The following is an 18,075-nucleotide window of genomic DNA, read 5'->3' on the forward strand; positions in this document are numbered from 1 at the left end:
GTACATTAGCGCCGTCTGGCTACCTGAAAGCACAGAATTCTGAGCTGGAGTCGTCGCTGAAACGGGATAATTCTCATTTCCGCCCTGGACTGACTTCACCTCTCTATACTCAGTTGGACTCTGTTTTTTATTGCGTATCACGAAATACGCGGAGCGATGAACGTGAAATATTTCTTTATGGGTTTTTCAGTGATTTTGTTCGCATGGGTCGGTACGTTTGCCCTGATGATGAACTGAGCAAAGAAAATGTAGTCAAAAAAACAGGCGCCCAAGGCGCCTGTTTTTTTTGGGGTTACTGACCCGCCTGCTCTGGCGTGGTCTTTGTTACCTGGGGCAACAGTCCGTCGGCGCGGAACATGCTTTTAATGCCCCTCACCGCCTGACGGATACGATCGCTGTTCTCAATCAACGCGAAACGCACGTGCGTATCGCCGTAGTCGCCAAAGCCAATCCCCGGGGAGACGCACACTTTCGCATCCTGCAGGAGTTTTTTGGCAAACTCCAGCGACCCCATCGCGGCGTAGGCCTCCGGGATCTTCGCCCAGACGTACATCGAAGCTTTCGGCATCTCCACCATCCAGCCCGCCTCATGCAGCCCTTTGACCAGCACATCGCGACGGCGTTTGTACTGGGCGGCAATCTCCTTCACGCACTGCTGATCGCCTTCCAGCGCAGCAATGGCCGCTACCTGCAACGGGGTAAAGGTGCCGTAGTCGTGGTAGCTTTTGATACGTGCCAGCGCGTTTACCAGCGTCTTGTTGCCGACCATAAAGCCGATACGCCAGCCCGCCATGTTGTAGCTTTTCGACAGGGTGAAAAACTCCACCGCGACGTCCCGCGCGCCGGGTACCTGCATGATCGACGGCGCTTTCCAGCCGTCATACACAATGTCGGCGTAGGCCAGGTCATGCACCACCAGCACGTCGTAGCGCTTAGCCAGGGCCACCACTTTCTCAAAGAAGTCGAGTTCCACGCACTGGGCGGTCGGGTTGGAAGGAAAACCGAGGATCATCATCTTCGGCTTCGGATAGCTTTCCCGGATGGCGCGTTCCAGCTCGTTAAAAAAGTCGACGCCTTCTACCAGCGGCACAGAGCGCACCTGCGCACCGGCAATGACCGCACCGTAAATATGGATCGGGTAGCTGGGGTTCGGCACCAGCACCGTGTCGCCATGGTCCAGCGTCGCCAGCATCAGATGCGCCAGCCCCTCTTTTGAACCGATGGTGACAATGGCTTCGCTCTCAGGGTCGATCTCCACCTGATAGCGTTCCTGATACCAGCGCGAAATGGCGCGGCGTAAACGCGGAATCCCTTTAGAGGTTGAGTAACCATGCGTGTCCGGGCGCTGGGCGACGGTGCAGAGTTTTTCCACGATATGGGGCGGCGTAGCGCCGTCCGGATTACCCATACTGAAATCGATAATGTCTTCGCCGCGCCGACGCGCAGCCATTTTCAATTCAGCAGTAATGTTAAACACATACGGGGGAAGACGATCGATACGCGAAAAACGGCGTTCAGGACTGGAGTCAGCCATAAATTCCTCAGATTACGTTAGCGCCCGGACCGTCCGAGCGACGTCGCCACGGATGTGGCGTGCTTAGAAAATAACCTGAAAAAATTCGCCTTGTCGAGGGGGAAGAAATAAAAAAAAGCGTAGCGCTAAAACAGGAACACTGCTTAAGCAAAAACCGGAAGCAAAAATGAAAAGAGGCATCAGGAATGTTATTTTGTTAACATTTTAATATCATTACAGTTACGACTTCCGGGTGGCTTTTTAGTTTTTCTGCTCGCTTATGCGACCTGAGATACAATCCCCTTTGATTAACGTGGTTTATCCCCATTTTATAAAAGAGCGGGATGGCTGGTCATTGAGCGTCAGGTTTTTTATCATGGTTCTTTCCTCTTTTCCCAGGTTTACCCGTGCACGAAATATTCAATATGCTGCTGGCGGTGTTCGATCGCGCGGCGTTAATGCTGATTTGCCTGTTTTTCCTCATTCGCATCCGCCTGTTCCGCGAGCTGCTGCATAAGTCTGCCCACTCGCCGCGCGAGCTGCTGGCGGTCACCGTCATCTTCTCGATGTTTGCTCTGTTCAGCACCTGGTCCGGGGTGCCGGTGGAAGGTTCGCTGGTCAACGTGCGTATTATTGCCGTGATGTCAGGGGGGATCCTGTTTGGCCCGTGGGTGGGCATTATCACCGGTGTTATCGCCGGGCTTCACCGCTACCTGATCGATATCGGCGGCGTAACGGCGGTTCCCTGTCTGATCACCTGCGTTATCGCGGGCGTGATGTCGGGCTGGATCAACCGCACATTCCCCAAAAAGCAGCACTGGCGGGCGGGTATTATCGGTGGGATGATCTGTGAAACGATGACCATGATTCTGGTGGTGGCCTGGGCACCGACCACCGAACTGGGGCTGGATATTGTGTCTAAAATCGGTATCCCGATGATCCTCGGCACCGTGTGCATCGGCTTTATCGTGTTGCTGGTGCAGAGCGTGGAAAGCGAAAAAGAGGCCAGCGCTGCCCGGCAGGCCAAGCTGGCGCTGGATATTGCCAATAAGACGCTGCCGCTGTTTCGCGATATTAACGCTGAATCGCTGCGCCAGGTGTGCGACATCATCCGCCGCGACATCGACGCTGATGCGGTGGCCATTACCAATATTGACCGGGTGCTCGCCTACGTGGGCGTGGGCGAAACAAACTACCGGGATAATGATGATACCATCAGCCCTACCACCCGCCAGGCAATCAGCGGCGGCAAGATCATCATTAAGAATAACGATGAGGCCCACCGCACCCCGGAGATCCACTCCATGCTTGTCATCCCGCTGTGGGAAAAAGGGGTGGTCACCGGCACGCTAAAAATTTACTACTGCCATGCGCACCAGATCACATCGACCTTACAGGAGATGGCGGTCGGGCTGTCGCAGATTATCTCCACTCAGCTGGAGGTCTCCCGTGCCGAGCAGCTGCGGGAGATGGCAAACAAGGCAGAGCTGCGCGCCCTGCAGAGTAAAATCAATCCCCATTTCCTGTTCAATGCGCTGAACGCCATCTCCTCGTCGATCCGCCTGAATCCGGACACCGCCCGCCAGCTGATCTTCAATCTGTCGCGCTATCTGCGCTACAACATTGAGTTGAAAGATGACGAGCAGATCGACATCAAAAAAGAGCTTTATCAGATCAAGGATTACATCGCCATCGAGCAGGCGCGGTTTGGCGATAAGCTCACCGTCATCTATGACATCGATGAAGAGGTGAACTGCGTGATCCCAAGCCTGCTGATCCAGCCGCTGGTGGAGAATGCCATTGTCCACGGTATTCAGCCGCGCAAGGGTAAAGGCGTGGTTACCATCAGCGTGGCCGAATGCGGTAACCGCGTGCGGGTGGCGGTGCGCGACACCGGCCACGGGATCGACCCGAAAGTGATTGAACGGGTAGAGGCAAATGAGATGCCCGGCAATAAAATTGGTCTGCTCAATGTCCATCACCGCGTTAAGCTGCTTTATGGTGAAGGACTACACATTCGCCGCCTTGAGCCGGGTACCGAGATCGCGTTTTATGTTCCTAACCAACGCGCCGCCGTTCATGCCCAGACGTTGTTGTTGCCTTAGAGGGAGTGACGCATGAAAGTCATCATTGTGGAAGATGAAATACTCGCTCAACAGGAGCTGAGCTGGCTGATTAAAGAACACAGCCAGATGGAGATCGTCGGCACCTTTGAAGATGGTCTGGACGTGCTGAAATTTCTGCAGCACAACCGGGTTGACGCCATATTTCTGGATATCAATATTCCCTCTCTGGACGGCGTATTGCTGGCGCAAAACATCAGCCAGTTTGCCAGTAAGCCGTTTATTGTCTTTGTCACCGCGTGGAAAGAGCATGCGGTGGAGGCTTTCGAGCTGGAAGCGTTCGACTATATTCTGAAGCCGTACCAGGAGTCGCGGATTGTCAGCATGCTGCAGAAGCTGGAACACGCCTGGCACCAGCAGTCCGGCGCGGAGCAGGTCGCGGCCTCACCGGTCATGCGTGAAAATGACACCATCAATTTGATCAAGGATGAACGCATCATCGTGACGCCGATGAATGATATCTATTATGCCGAAGCGCATGAGAAGATGACCTTCGTCTACACGCGCCGCGAGTCGTTCGTCATGCCGATGAACATCACCGAATTTTGCAGCAAGCTGCCGGCGAGCCATTTCTTCCGTTGCCATCGCTCGTTTTGCGTCAATCTGAACAAGATCCGCGAGATCGAACCCTGGTTCAACAACACCTACATTTTACGGCTGAAGGATCTTGATTTTCAGGTGCCGGTGAGTCGCAGCAAGGTGAAAGAGTTTCGCCAACTGATGCACCTGTGAAAGGAATGCCCCGGTGAACAGACGTCACCGGGGAGAAGCCATTACAGTACCTGGCCCAGAGTCTGACGCAGATGCGCGCCAGAGCCCAGCAGACCCGGATTGTCATGCACAATCAGGTACACCGGGATATCCCGGACATAATCGCGGAAGCGGCCCTTGTCTTCAAACCCGCCGCGGAAACCGGACGATTTAAAGAAGTCGAGGAAGCGCGGTACGATCCCGCCCGCGATATAGACCCCACCAAAGGTGCTCAGATTCAGCGCCAGGTTGCCGCCAAAACGCCCCATAATGACGCAGAAGAGCGAGAGCGCGCGACGGCAGTCGGTGCAGCTATCTTCCAGCGCGCGTTCGGTCACATCTTTCGGCTGCAGATTTTCCGGCAGACGGCCATCGGATTTCACAATCGCCCGGTAAAGGTTCACCAGGCCCGGACCCGAGAGCACCCGCTCCGCCGAGACGTGGCCGATCTCCGCACGCAGCTCTTCGAGGATGATGCCCTCTTCTTCGCTGTTTGGCGCGAAATCGACATGTCCGCCTTCACCCGGCAGGCTGATCCAGCGCTTGTCGACGTGTACCAGATGGGAAACCCCCAGGCCGGTGCCAGCGCCGTAGACGGCAATGGGCTTACCTTCAACCGGCTCGGTGCCGCCGAACTGGATCAGATGCTCCGGCTTTAACATCGGGATCGCCATCGACACCGCGGTAAAGTCGTTAATAATTTCCAGATGGGCAAAGCCGAGGTTGGCCTTCATTTCGGCGACAGAGAATGCCCAGGTGTGGTTGGTCATCGCCACCCAGTCACCGGTAATCGGGCAGGCAATGGCGATACAGCCATCCTCAACGCTGACATCATGCTCCGTCAGATAGACACGAACCACCGCTTCCAGGCTGGGATAATCCAGCCCGGAATAGGTTTTGGCGCGGGAGATTTCGCCAGTGTTGACGTCACATAACGCCAGACGCGCGTTAGTCCCCCCTACATCACCTACCAAAGCATACTTTGTCATTCTTCTACTGCTCCGCTAAAGTCAAAATAACTGTTTGGCACACTCTAAATTCAAGGCCCGTGAACAACAACGACCTGAATAAAAGCACCCCAGGATTATCGATCTTCATCACAGAATAACTTTACCGTTTCAGCACCATTTGCACTATTGCCATAAGGCTGAACGTGCAAAGTACAGACAGCTCTTTTTAACAAGGAAATCATCATGCTCCATCCGCGAGCCAGAACGATGCTGCTGCTGGCCCCTCCTGCGCTGATTATTGGCGTTGCATCCAGCCTGATCCTGATTGTGATCATGAAGGTCGCCTCCGTGCTGCAATCGATTTTGTGGACCTCATTACCGGCTTCCCTCGGCCTTAACGCAAGCTCGCCGGTATGGATTATTTTAATCCTGACGCTTACCGGTATCGCCGTAGGACTGGTGATACGCTACAGCCCGGGACATGCCGGGCCAGATCCGGCCGTAGAGCCGTTGATTGGCGCGCCGGTAGATGCCGCTGCCCTGCCCGGGTTGATTATCGCCCTGATTATTGGTCTGGCGGGCGGCGTCAGCCTTGGGCCTGAGCATCCGGTGATGGCGGTAAACATCGCCCTAGCCGTCGCCATAGGAGCGCGGGCGTTCCCCCGGGTGAACGCCCTCGACTGGACCATTCTCGCCTCTGCGGGCACCATCGGGGCGCTGTTCGGCACGCCTGTTGCGGCGGCGCTGATTTTTTCCCAGACCCTGAGCGGCAATCCGGAGATCCCGCTCTGGGATCGTCTGTTCGCCCCGCTCTTATCCGCCGCCGCCGGAGCCCTGACCACCAGCCTCTTTTTTCATCCTCACTTCTCGCTGCCCGTTGCTCACTACAGCCAGATGCAGATGGTCGATATTTTTAGCGGCGCGATTGTCGCCGCCATCGCTATCGCGCTGGGGATGGTGGCGGTCTGGTGTTTGCCACGCCTGCACCGTCTGATGCATCGTCTGAAGCACCCGGTCCTTATTCTTGGCGCTGGCGGATTTATTCTGGGGATCCTTGGGGCAATCGGGGGCAACATCACCCTGTTTAAGGGGCTGGATGAGATGCAGCAGATGGCCTTCAGCCAGATCTTCAGCGTGTCAGATTATCTGCTCTTTGCGCTGATAAAACTGGCGGCACTGGTGGTGGCTGCGGCGTGCGGTTTTCGCGGCGGGCGCATTTTCCCGGCGGTGTTCGTCGGCGCGGCGCTGGGGTTGATGCTGCATGAACATGTAGAGGCCGTTCCCCTGGCGATTACCCTCTCCTGTTCGATTATGGGGCTGGTGCTGGTTGTCACCCGGGATGCGTGGCTAAGCCTGTTTATGGCGGCAGTGGTGGTGCCGGACACCACCCTGCTGCCGCTGCTCTGTATCGTGATGCTGCCCGCCTGGCTGTTGCTGGCGGGCAGACCGATGATGGCTGCCTGGAACGATGAGAAGTAATCAGGCGCTTTTGCGTGCTTCCAGCGCCTGGATAATGCCGCTCAGCAGCGGCGGAACGTCGGCTTTCGGCAACATCACCTCAATTAACGACAGCCGTTGTGGGTGCGCGACTCTCTCCAGCACCTCTTCCAGCTGCACCGTCTCGCTCACCCGCCAGCACTCGGCCTGACAATCCAGGCTGAGCGCCTGCGGGATCTGCGTCCAGTTCCACAGCGCTATGTCGTTATAGCGCTGGTTCGGGCCATGAATGGCGCGCTCCACCGTATACCCTTCGTTATTCAGGACCATGATCACCGGGCGCTGCTTGTCCCGCAGCATGGAGCCCAGCTCCTGGATAGTGAGCTGCGCCGCACCGTCGCCGGTAATGGCAATCACGCGGCGATCCGGGCAGGCGGTCTGCGCACCGTAAGCGGCGGCCAGGGTGTAGCCAATCGATCCCCAGATCGGCTGCACGATAAAATTGACCTCATCCGGCAGACGCAGCGCGCCAGCCCCAAAGGCCGAGGTTCCCTGGTCGGCGAGAATAATGTCTCCCGGACGAATATAGGTTTGCAGCGTTTTCCAGAAGCTGTCCTGGGTTAACGAACCGGGATGAACCGCATGCAACTGCCGCGCCGGGCGCGGCGTATTCCCGGTTTGGGCATACTGATGGCAGAGGCTGGAGAGCACCTCAATGGCCTGGGTCATGGGGATCCCGGTGTACCAGACATCGCCAATGCGCGAGGCGTGGGGCTGAACGTCAATGGTCTGCTGATGGGTAAGTTTGTGGGTGAAGCCCGCGGTAAGCGTATCGGTAAAACGCGTACCCACGCAGATGACGGTATCGGCGCCTTCAATGGCCTCGTTAACCTCGGCTGCGCTGGCGGAGCCGCTGTAGGTGCCGGCAAAACCGGGTTTGCGCTCGTCAAAAATCCCTTTCCCCATCAGCATGGTGGCGTGGGCGATGGGCGTTTGGTCCACCCAACGTTGCAGCTGATTTTTCAGGCCATAACGCAGGACCAGAAAGTCGGCCAGTAGCGCGGTGCGATCGCTTGCGGCCAGCCTTTTTTCTGCCGCCTGGCGGAAGGCGTCAAGACGGAAACTGTCGCTCTCATAAAGACGGTCCATGAGCGCGCTAACAGGCGGCGTGGCTGGTTTTTTTGCCACATCGGCAGGCAGCATAATATAGCCCGGACGGCGCTCCCGGAGCATCTGGGTCAGGACCCGGTCGATTTCATAGCAGGCGTTTTGTTCAGTCAGGAGCGCCTGGGCGACGGTAACGGGCTCACTCATCTTATAGAAGTGACGAAACTCGCCGTCACCAAGGGTATGGTGCAGCAACTCCCCTCTTTTTTGCGAGGCGCTGCCCGGCGCACCCACGATATGCAGAACCGGCACATGCTCGGCGAAACTGCCCGCGATACCGTTCATGGCGCTGAGCTCGCCCACCCCGAACGTTGTCAGCAGCGCAGCAAACCCTTTGCAGCGCGCATATCCATCGGCGGCATAGGCCGCATTTAATTCGTTGGCACAACCTACCCAGCCAATATCCGGGCTGGCGATAACGTGATCGAGAAACTGCAGATTGTAGTCGCCCGGCACGCCAAACAGATGATCGGCACCACAATCTGTAAGACGGTCCAGCAGGTAATCGGCGACGGTGTAGGGGGTTTGCATGACAGTTATCCTTATAATGTTGACTTCAATTTGAGTATTGAAGAAGCGTGATAGCTGTCCAGGAATGGCGATAAACTGCCCATGGAAATAATGCTTTACGTATTTTCGCAAGGTAATCTGCCTGCCAGACGTTTAGTGTAAACGTATACACTGAATGACATTCTGACGCAGAGGGGCAAGTCTCATGGTTTATCAGGCGAATCAAAACCGTTACCAGTCAATGAATTATCAACGATGCGGGCAAAGTGGTCTCAAGCTCCCTGCCATCTCCCTGGGGCTGTGGCATAACTTTGGCGACGCCACGTTGATCGAAAACAGCCGTCAACTTTTACATCGTGCCTTCGATGTGGGGATTACGCACTTCGACCTTGCCAATAACTACGGTCCACCGCCGGGTTCCGCAGAGCGTAACTTTGGACGGATTTTGCAGGAAGATTTCAGCGCCTGGCGCGATGAACTCATCATTTCAACCAAGGCGGGCTATACCATGTGGGAGGGCCCTTACGGCGACTGGGGCTCGCGTAAGTATCTGATTGCCAGCCTCGATCAGAGCCTGAAGCGCATGGGCCTGGAGTATGTCGATATTTTCTATCATCACCGTCCAGACCCGGAAACGCCGTTGAAAGAGACGATGAAAGCGTTAGACCATGTCGTGCGCCAGGGCAAGGCACTGTACGTTGGGCTATCCAATTATCCGGCAGAGCTGGCTCGCCAGGCCATTGAGATCCTCGATGATTTAGGCACGCCCTGCCTTATCCATCAGCCGAAATACTCAATGTTTGAACGCTCCCCGGAAGCGGGCTTACTGGACGTACTTAAGGAAAAAGGGGTGGGCTGCATTGCCTTCTCGCCGCTCGCCGGGGGACAGTTGACCGACCGCTATCTGAACGGTATTCCGGCAGATTCCCGCGCCGCCAGCGGAAGCCGGTTCCTCAATCCGGATCAGCTCACCGAAGAGAAACTGGCGAAAGTGCGTCAGCTCAACGCCCTGGCGGAACGCCGCAACCAGAAGCTGTCGCAGATGGCGCTGGCTTGGGTGTTACACCAGGAGGCCGTCACCTCGGTGCTGATTGGCGCCAGCAAAACGGCGCAAATTGATGATGCCGTGGGAATGCTGGCGAACCGTCACTTCACGCCTGAGGAGCTGAACAAAATCGACGCGATTCTGAACAGTGTAAATTAAAAGCACTTTTAGCAAAAAGTGCTACGCCTTCTGAATTAGGAGTTAAAGCGATTATCCGGGACTTTACCGCCCCTTAATATTGCTTTAACAAGCCGATTACGGCTCCGATCGTGAAGGAGAATAACCATGTTCAGGTCTCTGATTCTGGCAGCAGTATTACTGGCTTCAGCCCCGCTGGTCGCTAATGCTGGCGAAATCACCCTGTTGCCATCCATAAAATTACAAATTGGCGATCGTGATAATTACGGTAACTACTGGGACGGCGGCGGCTGGCGTGACCGCGACTACTGGCGCCGTCATTATGAATGGCGCGGCAACCGCTGGCACAGACATGATAACGGCTACCACCGTGGCTGGGATAAACGTAAAGCCTATGAGCGTGGCTACCGCGCAGGCTGGAGCGATCGTGACGATCATCGAGGCCCACGAGGCCGTGGTCACGGGCATGGTCACGGCGGACACGGTCACCGTCACTGATACGAAAAAGGCGCCTCCCGGCGCCTTTTTTACAGTCCCAATGCGGTCCCGATTAGTAACCACAGATTCAGCGCCACCACCAGCACGACGATCGCCCACCCCGTCCGTTTCACCGTCTTACTGTTAACCAGCTCGCCCATCAGCTTCTTGTCGCTGGTAAAGACCAGCAGCGGCACCAGCGCCAGCGCAATACCAAAACTGAGCAGCACCTGGCTCATCACCAGAATGCGGGTCGGATCCAGTCCCATCAGGATCACCACAAACGACGGCAGCATCGTGATCGAACGGCGCACCCATAAAGGAATGTGGAAGCGCACGAATCCCTGCATGACCACCTGCCCTGCCAGCGTGCCTACAACGGTGGAAGAGAGACCCGCCGCCACCAGGCTCAGGCCAAAGATAGTTGCCGCCGCGTGACTCAGCAGCGGTTCCAGCGTCAGGTACGCCTGATCCAGATCGGCAACGCCGGTATGGCCGTTGAAATGGAATGCCGCTGCGGCGGTCGCCATCATCGCCAGGTTAACAAACCCGGCAATGGTCATGGCGATGGCAACGTCCCATTTCGTCGCGGAGTAGCGCTCCTGCCGTGAACCGCCATGCAGATTCTGGGTCAGCGAGGAGTGCAGATAGATCACGTGCGGCATAATGGTCGCGCCCAGTACCCCGGCTGCAAGGAACACCGCTTCGGTGGTCGGCAGGCTCGGGATCGCCATCCCTTTACCCAACTGCACCAGATCGGGCTGAGAGAAGATGAGCTCAACTATGTAGGCTGCCGCCACAAACAGCAGCAGACCACCGATCACTTTCTCCAGCGGTTTCTGCCCGCGTCGTTGCAGCATCAGAATAAGGAAGGTGGCGATACCGGTTAATACCGCGCCCTGCAACAGCGACACGCCGAGGATCAGCTTAAAGCCAATCGCCGCGCCGATAAATTCTGCCAGGTCGGTCGCCATGGCAATAATCTCCGCCTGCACCCAGTAGAACCAGACCAGCGGACGCGGATAGTGGTCGCGGATCTGCTCCGCGAGGTTTTTGCCGGTGGCAATGCCCAGTTTTGCCGACAGCACCTGGATCATCATCGCCATCAGGTTGGCCCAGACTACCACCCACAAAAGTTTATAGCCGAAGCTGGCTCCGGCCTGGATATTGGTCGCAAAATTACCGGGATCGATATAGCCAATGGCGGCAATAAACGCAGGTCCCATTAATGCAAACCGCATTTTGCGTGCAGCCCTACCACTGCTACTCTCATCAACGCGACTGTTGCTCATTTTTGCCTCAGTAATATAGCCTTTGCTATGTTAAATGCTATCAAAATGCGAATGATTATCAAGTTCATTTAGAAGGATTATCGTGATTGCAGTGATAGCGAAGAACAATCAGCAGGCTGGAATGGTCTATCGATAGCGGGCAGAAGCACGCGCCTTTGTGAAGCGTAGCACACAAACTTAACTTTTAACTCATTTACATAACATAACGAAAATGTATCGTATGTCACTATTTTTGAGACTCGTCACAGGACTCAACGATAGTGTGGCTTTGATCTCGTTTTCTTTACGCTTGTTTCATAGAATGTGCAGCGAAATTAAACCTGCCTCATATTTGGAGCAAATATGGACCGCGTCCTACATTTTGTCCTGGCACTTGTTGTCGTTGCCGTGCTTGCGTTGCTGGTCAGCAGCGATCGCAAAAAGATCCGCATTCGCTATGTCATTCAGTTACTTGTTATTGAAATATTGCTCGCCTGGTTCTTCCTGAACTCAGACGTGGGGCTGGGCTTTGTAAAAGGCTTCTCCGAGATGTTTGAAAAACTGCTCGGATTCGCCAATGAAGGGACCAACTTCGTGTTCGGTAAAATGAACGACGAAGGTCTGGCGTTCTTCTTCCTGAAAGTGTTGTGCCCAATCGTCTTTATCTCTGCCCTGATCGGTATCCTGCAGCACATCCGCATTCTGCCGATTGTCATCCGCGCTATTGGTACCGTGCTGTCTAAAGTGAACGGCATGGGCAAACTGGAATCTTTCAACGCCGTAAGCTCCCTGATCCTCGGTCAGTCTGAGAACTTTATTGCCTATAAAGATATCCTCGGCAAAATGTCCCGCAACCGCATGTACACCATGGCGGCAACGGCAATGTCTACCGTTTCCATGTCTATCGTGGGCGCGTATATGACTATGCTAGAGCCTAAATACGTGGTGGCTGCGCTGGTTCTGAACATGTTCAGCACCTTTATCGTTCTGTCACTGATCAACCCGTACCGCGTGGATGAAAGTGAAGAGAATCTGCAGATGGCGAATCTGCACGAAGGTCAGAGCTTCTTCGAAATGCTGGGTGAATACATCCTGGCAGGCTTCAAAGTGGCAGTGATTGTTGCTGCGATGCTGATCGGCTTTATCGCCCTGATCTCCGCGCTGAACGCCCTGTTTGCTGCCGTACTGGGTATCTCCTTCCAGGGTATTCTGGGTTACATTTTCTACCCGGTAGCCTGGGTGATGGGTGTGCCAGCCAGCGAAGCGCTGCAGGTGGGCAGTATTATGGCGACCAAACTGGTTTCTAACGAATTCGTTGCGATGATGGATCTGCAGAAAATCGCCGGTAGCCTCTCCCCACGCGCCGAAGGCATTCTCTCCGTCTTCCTGGTTTCTTTCGCTAACTTCTCTTCCATCGGTATCATCGCCGGTGCGATTAAAGGTCTGAACGAAGAGCAGGGTAACGTAGTTTCCCGCTTCGGTCTGAAACTGGTCTACGGTTCTACGCTGGTCAGCGTCCTGTCTGCGTCCATCGCTGCACTGGTACTGTAATCAGCATAAAAAAACCGGGGATAACGCCCCGGTTTTTTTTCGCCTGTCATTCAGTGAGCGGTTGCGGTTTGCCGACCAGATATCCCTGCAGATAATCCACTCCCGAGGCGAGCAACTTTTCCCGCTGCTCTTCCGTTTCGACAAACTCCGCCACCACACACAGCGATCGGGTCTTCGCCAGATTGCAGATGGATTTCACAATCATCGCATCCATGCTGTCGCTGCAAACATCCTTCACAAAGCAGCCGTCGATCTTGATGACATCCGCCTGCAGCCGCTTGAGCCGCTCGTAATTGGCGTACCCGGTACCGAAGTCGTCGATAGCAATTTTAAACCCGTACTGACGCAGCTGCTGAATGTTAGCGATACTCACTTCTGAATTGGAGAACGCCTGCTCTTCGGTCACCTCAATAATGACCGTTTGCGGCTTCACGCTGTAGCGCTCAAACAGTGCAATGATCTCTGACGCAACTTCTTTTTGCATCAGCGTCAGCGGCATCAGATTCACCGAGAAACGCGCGCAACACTCCTGTGAAGGGTGATTCTGCAACCATACCAGCAGCGCTTCAACCACGCTAATATCGAAGCGTCGACTCAGGTTAAATTGCGCTACCAGCGGCAGAAACCTGTCGGGCGTAAGGATTTCACCCTCACTCTCCAGGCGCGAGAGAATTTCGTGATACCCCATGCCATCGGCTCTCTGGATGGGTTGTGCATACAGACGCAGTCCCCCCTCATCCAGCGCCCGTTTAATGCGGCTCAGCATCAGCACACGCTCTGTCGTCTGTCCCGAAACTGTCTCAAGGCTGCTGTTCAACGACAGAACCTGATTCGCCGAGCAGGCCTTTTCCGCCAGCCAGCTCAGCTGGCCCAGCGTGTGGTACAGGCTCTCGCCACCGCTAGACTCCACGCAGCCCCAGGCGCCGCCAAACTCAATATCCAGGCCGATATTGTTCCAGTAAATTTTGCGGCTGTTCAGGTGATCAATGATGTGTTGCAGGCGCGCTCCGGTTTCCGGGCCGCTGAGCACCACTACCAGCTCATTACCCGGGATCTGGAAAACCTGCTCATTGGCCATCAGCAATGGCTGTAGCTGGCGAATAATGGTCCGTTTGCACTGCACACGCATCATCAGGCCGTAATGACGGCTCAGAAACTCCATGTTGTCCATGCGCAAACAGCACAGGGTGACATCCCTGTTGTCCTTCAGAAAGCATTCCAGCGCGCGCAGGTTACGTAGCCCGGTTAACGGATCGACCAGTGCCCTCTCCCGCCAGTCACGTTTGAGCCACTCACTGCGCTGATAAATGCGGGACATATAAGCCAGACAAATAGCGAAGGAGATGAGCACCGACAGCACAAACGCCAGAGAGTAGCCGTTCTGCACGCCCTGCAAAAAATTGCTGTTATAGGTCAGCAGCAGCAAGGCGCTCAGCGCCCAGCCCAGCGCGATAAAGTGATAGCGAAAGCGACTGACGCCTAAGGTGAATAAAATGAAGACAACCGGGACCAGATAACCCGCAATAATATCGGAGGGAAAAGGGACACAGAGCAGTAAAAGGAAAGCAACAAGACCGAGAAGTAATGAGGATGTGAATATTTGGTTGCGAAATGAAAACGAATCAGGAATATTCCGTCGCCAAAATGCACGGGCATAATTCGGATTAATAACCATTCTTAAAGGATAATAGAACAGCATGGTAAAAATCAGAACAGCACAAATCAGGCTCTGAATATCCACTATATGATAGATTACCGAACCCCGGTCAGTGAAGTTCGCAAGGGTAACCGGAAAATCACATAAATAACCGGCCAGATACATCGAGATTTTTATTGATAGCGGAAGGATAAATCCCAGACAGAAAATACGTGCGCCGATAAAGCGGCTGGGCACCTGGTAACGCCAGCGCGATCCGAGCTGCCATCGCAATATTCCGCAGACCACCAGTGTACTAAATACCTGACAAAATAATAAGATAGCATCCTGTCCTGGCGTTAAATCTAAATTCCATGCGTTAATGATGGCAAAGCTGAGAACGATCGGAAGAATAGCCTGACGACCAAATAAGAATATCATCGCCAGCATGACGCTCAGCGGCATCCATGCCAGATAAACCTCAAAACCATCGATGACCGATTTCGGGGAAATAAGGCGAGAAAAAGGAATGACAATCAGGCATAACACCAGCGCGAGCAAGAAGCTCTTTATGTTAATATTAAATTTAATATTCATTAATTTTATTAAACAATTTACCTGGCGTTATTAAATTCACAATAATAATAATTTCTTTATGCAGGTGATTCAAGTTAGGGCTCAGGAAATAGCATTTCCTGATCAGGAATAATCTCAAATAAGATTTATTTACAGAACAACAAAGGAGATAAAACGCTGTATTGCGGACATAAAAAAACCCCCGCCGTCTGGCGAGGGTTTAAATTTTGGTGGAGCTAAGCGGGATCGAACCGCTGACCTCTTGCATGCCATGCAAGCGCTCTCCCAGCTGAGCTATAGCCCCACAGTATTCTTTACGCACCAGACTCTGTTGGGTTCAGAGTTTGGTGGAGCTAAGCGGGATCGAACCGCTGACCTCTTGCATGCCATGCAAGCGCTCTCCCAGCTGAGCTATAGCCCCATCGCGTAAAGCGTGTCGTGTTGACGGGCGGCATCATATGAATTCCATTGCTGAGTGTCAACGGCAAATTCTCACACTGTGGTTCAATCGCTGAAAATTCATGCAAATGAATCACATTGCGAGAGCGCTCGCAGCCATGAGTTAATCTTGTCACGTTTTCCAGTAAAACGATGTTATAAAATGACCCACTAATTAACCACACTCTTACTCAGGAAATTGCATGATCAAGGAACGAATGACGCCAGAAGAGTTAGCCCGACTCACTGGCTATAGCCGACAGACCATCAATAAGTGGGTACGGAAAGAGGGTTGGTCCACATCGCCAAAACCCGGCGTTCAGGGCGGCAAAGCGCGTCTGGTCCATGTGAATGAGAAAGTTCGGGAGTTTATTCGCAACGCACGTAGAGTCCCGGATATGGCCGCATCGCCGGACATGCACCCCGATAACTCGCTACAGGCCTTGTTAATTACGCTGGCCAACGAAATGACACCATCAGAGCAGAAACAACTCACCTCTTTATTACTCCGGGAAGGGATTACCGGTTTGTTGCAACGTTTAGGGATCCGCGATCAGAACTGATATGAAAAGATTACGTAGTAAAATGACCACCGAGGAGCTTGCCGAGACGCTGGGGGTCGCCAGGCAAACCATCAACCGCTGGGTGTGCAATAATGGCTGGAAAACGGAAGGCATTAATGGGGTAAAAGGCGGGCGGGCACGCCTGATCTATATTGATGCGCAGGTGCACGAGCACATCATGAACATCCCTGCCATTCGTAAACGACAGGCGCTCTACCAGTTAGCAGAGAACGGGGCAAGCTACGGTGAGGCTAAACCCGTTGCCGTGCTACCTGGGATCATCAATGCGCTGGAGAATATGACTTCAGCGGAACAAAAGCGGCTAGAAACGTTGCTTACCCGGGAAGGGATACAGGGTTTTCTCGTGCGGCTGAACATTCATCAGCCAGAGGAATAAAAAACGGCAGGGAGACCTGCCGTTTTTTTCGTTCTGATTACTGCTGATTTTCGCGCTCAGCAATAAAGTCCAGCGCTCTGTTGATCCGCGCCACGCTACGGGTTTTGCCAATCGCGTGCACCGTAACGTCCAGAGCAGGAGACTGACCGGCACCGGTAACGGCTACGCGCAGCGGCATACCCACTTTACCCATACCGACTTCCAGCTCATCCGCTGTCGCCTGAATGGCATGATGCACATTTTCAGCGCTCCAGTCGGTAATGGCGGCCAGCTTGTCGCGAACCACTTCCAGCGGCTGACGTGCAACCGGACGCAGGTGCTTCTTCGCCGCGTCGGCATCGAACTCGTCATACTCCTCATAGAAGTAACGGCAGTTTTCCGCGATCTCTTTCAGGGTCTTACAACGTTCACCCAGCAGTTTGATCAGGTCGGCAAGCTGTGGACCGTTGCGGGTATCAATATTTGCCTGCTCAATGTGCCACTGCAGCTGGGTCGCAACATACTCTGGCGGCAGGGTATTGATGTAGTGATGGTTCAGCCACAGTAATTTATCGGTATTGAACGCACTGGCAGACTTACCTACCGCGCTCAGGGTGAAGAGCTGGATCATCTCTTCGCGGCTAAAGATCTCCTGATCGCCATGGGACCAGCCCAGACGCACCAGGTAGTTGAGCAGCGCTTCCGGCAGGTAGCCGTCGTCACGATACTGCATGACGCTGACTGCACCGTGGCGTTTAGACAGTTTTTTACCGTCGTCACCGTTGATCATAGAGACGTGGGCGTAAACCGGTACCGGCGCATTCAGCGCTTTAAGGATGTTGATCTGACGTGGGGTGTTATTGATATGGTCTTCGCCACGCACCACGTGGGTGATCGCCATATCCCAGTCATCCACCACGACGCAGAAGTTATAAGTTGGTGAACCGTCGGTACGGCGGATAATCAGATCGTCCAGCTCCTGGTTGCTGAATTCGATCGGGCCGCGGATCTGATCGTCAAAAATGACTGAACCTTCCTGCGGGTTAGCGAAACGCACTACGCACGGTTCATCCGCCGCGTGATGTGAATGATCGTGGCGGCAGCGACCGTCGTAACGAGGCTTTTCGTTATTCGCCATCTGCTCTTCACGCAGCGCTTCCAGGCGCTCTTTCGAGCAGTAGCACTTATATGCAGTGCCCGCTTCAAGCATGTCATCAATGACGGCGTTGTAGCGATCAAAACGTTTAGTCTGGAAATAAGGGCCTTCGTCCCACTCCAGATTGAGCCAGTTCATACCATCCATAATGGCTTCGATTGCTTCCGGCGTGGAGCGTTCGAGATCGGTGTCTTCGATACGCAGCACAAACTCACCGCCCTGGTTGCGAGCAAACAGCCAGGAATAGAGAGCAGTACGCGCACCGCCGACGTGCAGGTAGCCTGTCGGGCTTGGCGCGAAGCGAGTTTTGATTTTCATGAAGTGGCCTTACAGTGATAAAGATGCCGACAACCGGCATATCCTGGAAACTAAAGTGGGCAATATTCTATCACTCCAGC

General features: G+C 54.2%; 15 protein-coding genes and 2 tRNA genes. 9 read left to right on the forward strand and 8 right to left on the reverse strand.

The genetic code is table 11. From position 1 onward, the window contains the following. Positions 1-156: 156 nt before the first annotated feature. On the forward strand, positions 157-237 hold the full coding sequence (ypdK, locus tag C3406_RS26915; protein WP_197080173.1) for a membrane protein YpdK: 81 nt from the start codon (positions 157-159) through the stop codon (positions 235-237). A 55-nt stretch (positions 238-292) separates the two neighbouring features. On the opposite strand, the gene alaC is transcribed toward ypdK, so the two are convergent. Next, a complete protein-coding gene (alaC, locus tag C3406_RS19605; protein ID WP_103824696.1) occupies positions 293-1,534 on the reverse strand; it encodes an alanine transaminase in 1,242 nt (413 codons plus the stop codon). 386 nt (positions 1,535-1,920) lie between these two features. On the opposite strand from alaC, the gene C3406_RS19610 reads away from it, so the two are divergent. Together C3406_RS19610 and C3406_RS19615 are read left to right on the forward strand one after the other, a co-directional pair. After that, positions 1,921-3,618, forward strand: coding sequence for a sensor histidine kinase (locus C3406_RS19610; protein WP_103824695.1), 1,698 nt, complete (start codon positions 1,921-1,923; stop codon positions 3,616-3,618). Positions 3,619-3,630: 12 nt separating this feature from the next. Beyond that, the gene (locus tag C3406_RS19615) at positions 3,631-4,368 is read left to right on the forward strand and encodes a LytR/AlgR family response regulator transcription factor (protein WP_103180611.1); all 738 of its coding nucleotides are present in this window, start codon (positions 3,631-3,633) and stop codon (positions 4,366-4,368) included. Between the two features lie 41 nt (positions 4,369-4,409). On the opposite strand, the gene glk is transcribed toward C3406_RS19615, so the two are convergent. Beyond that, the gene (glk, locus tag C3406_RS19620; RefSeq protein ID WP_103180613.1) at positions 4,410-5,375 is read right to left on the reverse strand and encodes a glucokinase; all 966 of its coding nucleotides are present in this window, start codon (positions 5,373-5,375) and stop codon (positions 4,410-4,412) included. 204 nt (positions 5,376-5,579) lie between these two features. On the opposite strand from glk, the gene C3406_RS19625 reads away from it, so the two are divergent. Continuing rightward, positions 5,580-6,815, forward strand: a complete 1,236-nt coding sequence (locus C3406_RS19625; protein WP_103824694.1) for an ion channel protein — start codon at positions 5,580-5,582, stop codon at positions 6,813-6,815. Here the strand turns inward: C3406_RS19625 and ipdC are convergent, their stop codons facing one another. Beyond that, positions 6,816-8,471, reverse strand: coding sequence for an indolepyruvate decarboxylase (ipdC, locus tag C3406_RS19630; RefSeq protein ID WP_103824693.1), 1,656 nt, complete (start codon positions 8,469-8,471; stop codon positions 6,816-6,818). 184 nt (positions 8,472-8,655) lie between these two features. Here ipdC and mgrA point away from each other — a divergent pair, with 184 nt between their 5' ends. Further along, positions 8,656-9,654, forward strand: a complete 999-nt coding sequence (mgrA, locus tag C3406_RS19635; RefSeq protein ID WP_103824692.1) for an L-glyceraldehyde 3-phosphate reductase — start codon at positions 8,656-8,658, stop codon at positions 9,652-9,654. Between the two features lie 126 nt (positions 9,655-9,780). Beyond that, a complete protein-coding gene (gene ypeC, locus C3406_RS19640) occupies positions 9,781-10,131 on the forward strand; it encodes a DUF2502 domain-containing protein YpeC (RefSeq protein WP_103824691.1) in 351 nt (116 codons plus the stop codon). A gap of 29 nt (positions 10,132-10,160) precedes the next feature. Here ypeC and C3406_RS19645 read toward each other — a convergent pair whose 3' ends face one another. After that, a complete protein-coding gene (locus tag C3406_RS19645) occupies positions 10,161-11,402 on the reverse strand; it encodes an Nramp family divalent metal transporter (protein WP_103824690.1) in 1,242 nt (413 codons plus the stop codon). Between the two features lie 342 nt (positions 11,403-11,744). Between C3406_RS19645 and C3406_RS19650 the strand changes: the two genes are divergently transcribed. After that, a complete protein-coding gene (locus tag C3406_RS19650) occupies positions 11,745-12,932 on the forward strand; it encodes a NupC/NupG family nucleoside CNT transporter (RefSeq protein WP_103824689.1) in 1,188 nt (395 codons plus the stop codon). 46 nt (positions 12,933-12,978) lie between these two features. Here the strand turns inward: C3406_RS19650 and C3406_RS19655 are convergent, their stop codons facing one another. The 3 genes from C3406_RS19655 to C3406_RS19665 form a co-directional block, all read right to left on the reverse strand. Then, entirely contained in the window at positions 12,979-15,165 is a 2,187-nt protein-coding gene (locus tag C3406_RS19655; protein WP_103824688.1) for an EAL domain-containing protein, read from the reverse strand. Between the two features lie 207 nt (positions 15,166-15,372). After that, positions 15,373-15,448 (reverse strand) — tRNA-Ala (locus C3406_RS19660). 41 nt (positions 15,449-15,489) lie between these two features. Further along, positions 15,490-15,565 (reverse strand) — tRNA-Ala (locus C3406_RS19665). Positions 15,566-15,785: 220 nt separating this feature from the next. Here C3406_RS19665 and C3406_RS19670 point away from each other — a divergent pair. Both C3406_RS19670 and C3406_RS19675 read left to right on the forward strand, forming a co-directional pair. Next, entirely contained in the window at positions 15,786-16,145 is a 360-nt protein-coding gene (locus C3406_RS19670; protein WP_103824687.1) for a YfeC-like transcriptional regulator, read from the forward strand. A 1-nt stretch (position 16,146) separates the two neighbouring features. Next, on the forward strand, positions 16,147-16,542 hold the full coding sequence (locus C3406_RS19675; RefSeq protein ID WP_103824686.1) for a YfeC-like transcriptional regulator: 396 nt from the start codon (positions 16,147-16,149) through the stop codon (positions 16,540-16,542). Between the two features lie 37 nt (positions 16,543-16,579). Here the strand turns inward: C3406_RS19675 and gltX are convergent, their stop codons facing one another. After that, positions 16,580-17,995, reverse strand: a complete 1,416-nt coding sequence (gene gltX / locus C3406_RS19680) for a glutamate--tRNA ligase (protein WP_103824685.1) — start codon at positions 17,993-17,995, stop codon at positions 16,580-16,582. Between the last annotated feature and the right edge of the window lie 80 nt (positions 17,996-18,075).

Origin of the sequence: Leclercia sp. LSNIH8, assembly GCF_002920195.1 — a bacterium.
Classification (GTDB): domain Bacteria; phylum Pseudomonadota; class Gammaproteobacteria; order Enterobacterales; family Enterobacteriaceae; genus Enterobacter.